Here is an 8,554-nt window from a genome sequence, read left to right on the forward strand (position 1 = left end):
CTATAAAGATCTCAATATAGGTACTTATAGTTTAAAAGGAGTCGTTATGCAGACAGTCAATGTCGAACCTGTATCAGTTAAAAAACAGAAATTAGCCGAAGCCAATGCGAAACAGGATGTAGTTTTTGATTTAAATGTTAAAAACCCAAGCCTAAAGTGGAATGCAGACGGTAAATATCCATACAAACGCAAAATGGACCTGGTTGAATACGAGCGCCATAAACACGAACTGCAAATTGAACTTTTGAAAATGCAAGGTTGGGTAAAAGAGACCAATCAACAAATAGTGGTTTTATTTGAAGGTCGAGATGCGGCGGGTAAAGGAGGCACTATTAAACGCTTTATGGAGCATTTAAATCCGCGTGGTGCGCACGTAGTGGCTTTAGAAAAACCAACTTCAAGAGAGCGAGAACAATGGTACTTTCAGCGTTACATTAATCACCTGCCAAGCAAAGGTGAAATTATACTATTTGATCGCTCTTGGTATAACCGAGCCGGTGTAGAGAAGGTAATGGGCTTTTGTGATGATCACGAATATTTAGAGTTTATGCGTCAAACACCACAACTTGAACGTATGTTGGTGAATAGCGGTATTAAGCTATTTAAATATTGGTTTTCGGTCAGTAGAGAAGAGCAATTCAGACGCTTTAAATCACGTCAAAACGACCCGCTTAAGCAATGGAAGCTGAGTCCGGTTGATATGGCATCATTGGCTAAATGGCATGATTATAGTGACGCGAAAGATGCGATGATGTTTCATACCCATACAAAAGATGCGCCTTGGACACAAATTCGCTCTGATGATAAAAAACGGGGTCGTATCAACTGTATGCGTCATTTCTTAAGTTGTTTGGATTACCCAGAAAAAGATCAGGATATAGTCAATCGGGTTGACCCGCTTATTGTCACTGAACCTACCCGCATGTCTACGCGTCAGTAAAGGAGAATACAATGAAAAATTCAGAGTCAATATTTGAAAAGCGCCTTGCAAAGCTCGAAAAAGTTCTCGAAAAAAGTAAAAAAGAGGTGGCCAGAACCTCTGAAATTGCAAAAGATGCAGCACTTAAAGCACAAGCCGCTGTAGAGTGTGCCAGCGAAGCAGAGAGCCTAGCTAAAAATGCTAAAAAGCGCTTGAAAGAAGCCAAAAAGCAGTTAAAAGAAGCTAAAGTGTTAAAAATAGCGCAGAAAAATGCTTCTAAAAAATCGGCAATAAAACGGGCTAAACGAATGGCCAAAAATAAGACAAAAACTAAAAACACTTAAGGTTAACAAGGGGCGCATGGCTCATGTGCCCTTTGTTTTTGTATTAAGCTTATTGCTGGACATTTTTACGATTCTCGTTATGCTAAACGTCAACTTTTCAGGGACTTAAAAGCATACTTATGAAAATTATACCGGCATTTTTTGTTATTTTACTGCTATGTTCAGCTTGTAGCAGTTATTCACCTATCAAACAAGAAATGCAAACTAAGTTACAAGGCTCATGGCAGTCTACAAATAGCCCAGTTTGTGAAGCTAATTTTCATACTATAGCTTTTAAAAACAAAACATTAGAAATCTCTTATGACGAGCAGGGCTATATTTCTGAGACTGAAGCAAGAAAAACCTTTGTTTATACTATTTTATCGACAGAGAAAAATTTAATTCGAGTGCAGCTTGAAAATGAAACTCGCTTAGATAAAAAAGGTAAACCTGTAGTTTGGCACCTAAAACCACTTAGAAATGATAAATACTGCTGGGGCAGAGATGATTGGCCTGATCTTGCTTGTACTGCTTCGCGTTATAAATGCACAGTAAAATGAAGTTAGCTTATTGAAGTCAGAAAACCCTAAAATAAGCCTGTAAATTGATGATCCTTTAATGCTATTCATAAAGAGCCTTAGTTTACGTAATATCTTCACGAGTTATGCTTTTTAATTATCCCACGCTAATCATTTCAACTGGCTCAAAAAGTCCGTATAATCCACGCCGAACTTTTTACTATGAAACATGGCTTAGTAAAGCCTGTATGAGCAGAGCAAATGAATCAAACTGATACTAGAAAAGAAACTCTTGAATTTAATAAACTTCAAAAGCGTCTAAGAAGGCATGTTGGTAATGCGATTACTGATTACAACATGATTGAAGACGGCGATGTTGTTATGGCATGTATCAGTGGTGGTAAAGATTCATTCGCAATGCTTGATATTTTGCTTAATTTACAAAAAGCTGCGCCAATTAAATTTGAAGTGATTGCCGTAAACCTTGATCAAAAGCAGCCTGGTTTTCCTGAGCATATTTTGCCTGATTACTTTGAAACGCTAAATATCCCGTATTACATCGTTGATAAAGATACTTACTCAGTAGTAAAAGAAAAAGTACCAGAGGGCAAAACAACCTGCGGTCTGTGTTCACGACTTCGTCGCGGTACACTTTACTCATTTGCAGAAAAAATTGGTGCGACCAAACTAGCACTAGGTCATCACTTGGATGACATCGTCGAAACTATGTTTTTAAATATGTTCCATGGTTCACGATTAAAAGCGATGCCACCAAAATTACGTTCAGATGATGAACGTAACGTAGTTATTCGTCCGTTATCATATTGTCGTGAAAAAGATTTAATTAAATACGCTGAGCACAAAGATTTCCCGATCATTCCATGTAACCTATGCGGTTCTCAAGAAAATCTACAGCGTCAATCAATTAAAGCGATGCTGACAGAGTGGGATAAGAAAACTCCAGGTCGCGTTGAGAGTATCTTTAAGTCTTTACAGAATGTCAGCCCAAGCCAGCTTGCTGATAGAAACTTGTTTGATTTTGAAAACTTACCACTTGATAGAGAAGGCAATCGTGAAAGCTATGACTTTAGCGAGGCGGTGGTCTCATCAACAAACATTGATGAATCACTGTTCATTGATGTAACAAATATATAAAAAAAGCCCCAAACTGGGGCTTTTTTAATACATATTCTGGTTGTTACTTAGCGAGTGGGCTCACATAGCCATCTGGTTTTAGGGCTAAGACATCGCAATCAAGACTATCAATAACGTGCTCTGCAGTATTACCAACTAGCGCAGCACTCAAGCCAGTGCGACCAACAGTACCAATCACTACTAACTCGCTGTTAAGGCGTGCAGCAACATCTGGAATGACATCTTCTGGTAAACCTTCCTCTATGTAGCATTGAGCTTGGTCAATATCAAACCCTTTAGCTAAAGAGAGCGTTGATTCAAAGTGATGTTTTTTAACTGATTCGTTATAAACGCCAGGATTAAACTCTGGGATTTCTATTGCAATATTAACCGGTGTTGCTGGGTACGCATTTACAATATTAAGCGTGGCATTGGCTAAGTCACAAATGAAGCGGGCATCATTAATAATACGCTTGTTAAGTTCAAGGTGTTGCTCATTTTCACTCACCGCGTTCACAGCTGCTAGAATATTCCCCTGAGCTGGCCATTCTGTTTCTTTAACAAGTAACACTGGAGCAGGGCACTTACGAATAAGGTGCCAGTCGGTAGGTGTGAAAATAACCGATTTTAGTGTGTCGTGTTGATGAGTGCCTTTAACAACAAGATCAAAGCCATCGTTGATCACGGTGTTAATAATAGCTTCGTAAGGACGGTTATGCCAAACCACACAACTATCAATAGTGAGTTCTGGATAAAGTGCAATTTGTTCATTTAACCATTCTTGGCGGTCTTTTATCACGGCTTCTCGCATTGCTTCACGCTCATCAGCTGAAAGCATAGTTGTCATTTCATAAGAGAAGTCGTAGATACTGAGGAAAGCGGTGATGGTCGCGCCAGATTTTTTGGCTAGATCGATTGAGCGGCTTAAACTGTGTTGCTGCTCTTTAGTTGGGTCTATAACTGCTAAAATTCGTTTAATTGCGTCCATGTGCTGCTCCTTAACTGTTCCGCAAAAAGTAGTACTTTGAGTGTAACCTAAATTTAGAACAGTTAAAGGGGTAAACAGTATAAAGTTGCGTTAAATCAAACTCTATTTACATTTAATTGCCGCTGTTGTAGCAAGTGCCTGCTGGTCCAAAATGGTGATAAACTTGCCCTCAACCTTAATAAAACCAGCCTTTTGAAAGCGACTTAAAAGGCGGCTAATTGTTTCAACAGTTAGGCCCAAGTAGTTACCGATTTCACCACGCGTCATAGTTAAACGGAATTCTTTACGTGAAAAACCACGCTCACCAAAGCGTTCAGCCAAGTTGTAAATAAAACTTGCAAGGCGCTCTTCAGCTGATTTTTTGTTGAGTAACAACAGCATTTCTTGGTCGTAGTTAATTTCATTACTCATTAAACGCATAATTTGTTGGCGCAATTTTGGTAATTTACCGGCTAATTCATCAAGCGTATCGAATGGAATTTCACACACCATAGATGTTTCAAGGGCTTGAGAAAAACTTTGATGTGCCATTTTGTTGATTGCATCGAAACCGACTAAATCGCCAGCTAAATGGAAACCGGTAATTTGCTCGTCACCTTGTTCAGATAGAGTGTAAGATTTAAACGAACCTGAGCGCACAGCATAAATGGCATTTAAGCTTTCACCAGATTCAAATAAATAATCACCTTTATGCAGTGGTTTTTTACGTTCGATGATTTCATCTAGACGATCCATTTCTTGACCGTTTAATGAAAATGGTAAACATAGCTGGCTGATACTGCAATTATTACAGCTAATTGTGCATAAGCCTTTTGACTTGTTTTGTGAGAAGTCCATACATCAAATCCATTCAAATAAGTTAACAACCGCTAAGATTAATGAATTAGCTTATCGGTTGCTATAATTAATAAGTATATACCGTACCATATTATTACGCTGCCTAGAATAACCCTAATCCAAACATGGTTGAAAATAGTGTTTATTTTTTGACTGACTAGACCAATACTAATCATTGCAGGAAATGTCCCTAAGGCAAAAAATAACATTACCCCAGCACCGTGAAGGGCAGAAGGGCTGGTAAGTGCCCAAGTTAGTGCCGAATAAACTAATCCACACGGCAGCCATCCCCATAAAGCGCCATACAACAGGGCCTTTGGCGTTGTATCGACAGGTAGTAAATAACGATTCAGTTTAGATAAATGCTGCCATACTAGCGTTTTTCCTAATTTTTCTAGCCACTGTAGGGTGGGCGCTAGGCGCATGATATAAATCCCAACAAGTAGCATAAAAATACCACTTAGAAACGATAAACCTACTGAGATAGAGGTATTTTGTGCAGCGAAGCGACTACTAATACCGGCTACTAGAGCACCGGCAAGCATGTAACTGAGCGCTCTGCCAAGGTTATAAGCAACAGAAAAGCGAACTGCACGATTTTTGCTAGCGGCAAGTTGTAAACTACTGGAAATACCACCACACATAGCCAGACAGTGACCACTGCCTAACAAGCCCATTACAAATGCACTAATAAACTGCGGATCAATCATTACTTTTGTTGTGCTGCTCTTTATCGTCTTCAAACAGGATACTGTGGCCCTGTTTGTTTAAATCAGAAAATTGTTCGCTTTTTACAGCCCAAAAGAACACACCAATAGCAATTAGCACAAATAAAATGGCAATTGGGATGAGGATGTAGATGATACTCATAGTTTTAATAACCTTAATGAGTTGGTAATAACCAAAATGGAGCTTGCAGACATACCAATAACGGCCATCCAAGGAGCTACAAGTCCTAGTGCTGCAAGTGGTAAAATCGAACCATTGTAAATAAGTGATAATGCCAAGTTTTGCTTAACAATACGGCGAGTCTTCTTCGAGACAGTAAGCAAATGTTCAATGGCGGTTAGATCACTATTGAGTAATACCACATCGGCACTATTTTTGGAAATATCGGCGCCAGTTTCCATCGCAATAGATAAATGGGCACTTGCAAATACCGGGCTATCATTCACACCATCACCAACCATAGCAACAATGGCACCTTTGCTAGCCAATGCTTCAACATGGGTTTGTTTGTCACGAGGGCTACATGCTGCATGTACAGTATCTAAATTTAACTGCTTTGCAATTTGCTCACCACTGTTTGAAGCATCACCAGTTAACATATGACACTTGAGCTGCTGTGAATGCAGTTTAGTAATCAATTTTTCTGCGTTGTTACGTAAGCTATCGGCTAGGTAAAAGCGCGCAACTACTTGTTTATTGATATACAAGGTTGCTTGAGCATCTGCTTTATCAGTATCGAACCAGCCACTTTTACCTATCGCATAGTGCTGATTATTAAGTTCTGCTGTAATGCCTTTACCCGGTTCGATTGTAACATTCTCAATTGGGTTCACTGTATCGTTGAAACCAGCGAATGCATTAGCAATCGGGTGCTCAGAGAAACTTTCAAGTTGCGCTGCTAGTCGTAATGCGTCAGCTTCACTATACTGGCTGTTTACTAGTTCAACTCGCTCTATAGTGAAACGACCTTGGGTAAGGGTGCCTGTTTTATCAAAGGCAATATCGGTTAGTTGCGGTAGCGTTTCTAATACATGGGCTTGTTTAATTAAAATTCCACGCTTTGTCAGGCTTGCTACTGCACACGTAAGGGCGGTAGGAATCGCTAAGCTCAGTGCGCAAGGGCAGGTTGCAACAAGCACCGAAATAGTAATCCAAAAAGCATGCTCAGGGTCTATTTGATACCAGCCAATCGCTGTAATTGACGCAAACACTAATAAACACGCTACAAACCACTGAGCCACCTTATCAGTTATTTCAACTAATCTTGGGCGTTTAGTTAAAGCTGTGTGTTGTAACTTTATAATTTGATTAAGTAAGGTATTTTGACCGATTTTGTTGATCTCAATACGGATCACACCATCGTGGTTAATAGTCCCTGCGTATACTTGATGGTTAATAAACTTATTAACTGGCTGATGCTCACCTGTCATCATGGCTTCATCAACAGTTGTTTGACCTTGTATAACGATACCGTCAGCAGGAATTGTTTCGCCTGCTTTAATTAATACAACATCACCTAGTCTTAGCTTTTTAGCTGCGATAATTGATTCTTGATTGTTTTCATCGATGATACGGGCTGTAAGGGGCAGTAACTTTTGCAAGTTAGCAGTAAACTCACTGGCTTTTAAGCGAGCTCTAAATTCTAAATATTTACCTAGTAATAATAAAAAGGTAAACATACAGATAGATTCAAAATAAACTTCGCCAACAGACATTAAAGTGGCATAACAACTTGCCCCATAAGCACCAAAAATTGCTAAAGATACGGGTAGGTCCATATTTAGCTGTTTTGCTTTTAAACCATTAATCGCATTAGTTAAGAATGGTAGGGCACTATAGAGAATTACCGGTGAAGCAAGCACAAGGCTTATCCAGCGGAAATACTGTTCGAAGTTTTCTTCCATGCCCGAGAACATGCCAAAATACATGGCAAAAGCGAACATCATTACTTGCATGGTCATTAGACCCGCAACACCTAAACGGCGGATATAGGCTTTAGCAGCTTGCTGTTTTTGACTGGCCTCAAGGTCTGCCTGAAACGGATAAGCTTTATAGCCGATTTCGTGTAATGAGGTAATAATTTGGCTAAGCGGAGTAACCGATTTATCCCATTGGATCATGGCACGGTTGGTCGATGTATTTACATCAACGCGTTTTATCGCTTTTAGATTGAGTAATTGTTTTTCGATTAACCACGCACAAGCAGCACAGGTTATGCCTTCAACCGTTAGTAGCACCTCGGATAAATTATTAGAGGCAGAAATAAACTCGTCTTGAATATCTTCGTTATCGTAACTTTTGATCAACTCGAGTTGCTCTGGAACAAGTTGTTCAACTTTACCAGAGCGTACGGTTCTAAATTTATAGTAATCGGTCATGCCTTGGGCGACGATATTTTCTGCAACCGTTTGGCAACCAATACAACACATAGGTTGTGCCTTACCGTCTATTTCGACAGTCGCATTAAAGCCTTTTGGCACACTTTCAAGACAATGAAAGCAATTATCGGACATTAGAGTTTACTACTTATATTCAGGGCTAATCGAAATTGTTTTATCAGTTGGTAAAATGATGTCTTCTTTGAGTTTCCAACTGTTATCTATTGGTTCAATAAACACTGTATATGCGCCGTCAACATGAGCGTCGAGTAGGGCTGTAAAATCGCCATGGGCGTTTTTCATTAAGCTCACATCAAAGTCATTTGTCTTAATGGTGCGGTGATAAAATGACATTTTTAAAGAGTGGACATTGCTTGCATCACCTTTAGTGAAGGTAAATGCAACTTTGTCGTTAGTAACATTTAAATCGCCATGTAAATAAAGCGCTTTTGCTTTATTAAATTTGCTGAGTTCAAGGTTAATTGCTTTACCTTTTTTATAGTAATCATCAACAACCATATCTGGGCCGTTACCAATTGCCATATAAATAAGACCAGCGCAGCCAATGATCGCTGCAAGAGGAAAAGAGATTAAAAACCATGGCCAAAAGTTTTTATACCAAGGAGTGGGTTTCATAGTACTTATACCTTTAAAAACGTTGTAAGCATTTTATCGGATTTAAAAGCAAAAGACTAAAAAAAAGCCTCTAGATAGAGGCTTTTTTGATC

Annotated in this window: 10 protein-coding genes; 4 read left to right on the plus strand and 6 right to left on the minus strand. The window is 39.3% G+C overall.

All coding sequences use genetic code 11. From position 1 onward, the window contains the following. The 4 genes from ppk2 to ttcA all read left to right on the plus strand — a co-directional run. A partial coding sequence (ppk2, locus tag L1D46_RS18550; RefSeq protein WP_239978013.1) for a polyphosphate kinase 2 occupies positions 1–940 on the plus strand: 940 nt, incomplete at its 5' end. 11 nt (positions 941–951) lie between these two features. Continuing rightward, on the plus strand, positions 952–1,263 hold the full coding sequence (locus L1D46_RS18555) for a hypothetical protein (protein WP_130051655.1): 312 nt from the start codon (positions 952–954) through the stop codon (positions 1,261–1,263). A gap of 119 nt (positions 1,264–1,382) precedes the next feature. Beyond that, a complete protein-coding gene (locus L1D46_RS18560; RefSeq protein WP_239978014.1) occupies positions 1,383–1,802 on the plus strand; it encodes a hypothetical protein in 420 nt (139 codons plus the stop codon). A gap of 219 nt (positions 1,803–2,021) precedes the next feature. Further along, positions 2,022–2,915 carry a tRNA 2-thiocytidine(32) synthetase TtcA gene (gene ttcA, locus L1D46_RS18565; protein WP_130051653.1) on the plus strand — a complete coding sequence of 298 codons (894 nt, stop codon included), beginning with the start codon at positions 2,022–2,024 and terminating at the stop codon, positions 2,913–2,915. 43 nt (positions 2,916–2,958) lie between these two features. On the opposite strand, the gene uspE is transcribed toward ttcA, so the two are convergent. The 6 genes from uspE to L1D46_RS18595 form a co-directional block, all read right to left on the minus strand. Next, entirely contained in the window at positions 2,959–3,882 is a 924-nt protein-coding gene (gene uspE, locus L1D46_RS18570; RefSeq protein WP_239978015.1) for a universal stress protein UspE, read from the minus strand. A gap of 102 nt (positions 3,883–3,984) precedes the next feature. Further along, on the minus strand, positions 3,985–4,719 hold the full coding sequence (locus L1D46_RS18575; protein WP_130051651.1) for an FNR family transcription factor: 735 nt from the start codon (positions 4,717–4,719) through the stop codon (positions 3,985–3,987). Between the two features lie 38 nt (positions 4,720–4,757). Next, on the minus strand, positions 4,758–5,429 hold the full coding sequence (locus L1D46_RS18580) for a sulfite exporter TauE/SafE family protein (RefSeq protein ID WP_167658831.1): 672 nt from the start codon (positions 5,427–5,429) through the stop codon (positions 4,758–4,760). Next, positions 5,422–5,589: a cbb3-type cytochrome oxidase assembly protein CcoS gene (gene ccoS, locus L1D46_RS18585; RefSeq protein ID WP_058551123.1), complete on the minus strand. Its 168-nt coding sequence runs from the start codon at positions 5,587–5,589 to the stop codon at positions 5,422–5,424. The genes L1D46_RS18580 and ccoS overlap by 8 nt, the downstream gene beginning before the upstream one ends. Next, a complete protein-coding gene (locus L1D46_RS18590; protein ID WP_130051649.1) occupies positions 5,586–7,961 on the minus strand; it encodes a heavy metal translocating P-type ATPase in 2,376 nt (791 codons plus the stop codon). The genes ccoS and L1D46_RS18590 overlap by 4 nt, the downstream gene beginning before the upstream one ends. A 9-nt stretch (positions 7,962–7,970) precedes the next feature. Beyond that, positions 7,971–8,462, minus strand: coding sequence for a FixH family protein (locus L1D46_RS18595; protein ID WP_239978016.1), 492 nt, complete (start codon positions 8,460–8,462; stop codon positions 7,971–7,973). Positions 8,463–8,554: the final 92 nt, after the last annotated feature.

The organism is Pseudoalteromonas sp. Isolate3 (genome assembly GCF_022398505.1).
Lineage (GTDB): Bacteria > Pseudomonadota > Gammaproteobacteria > Enterobacterales > Alteromonadaceae > Pseudoalteromonas > Pseudoalteromonas apostichopi.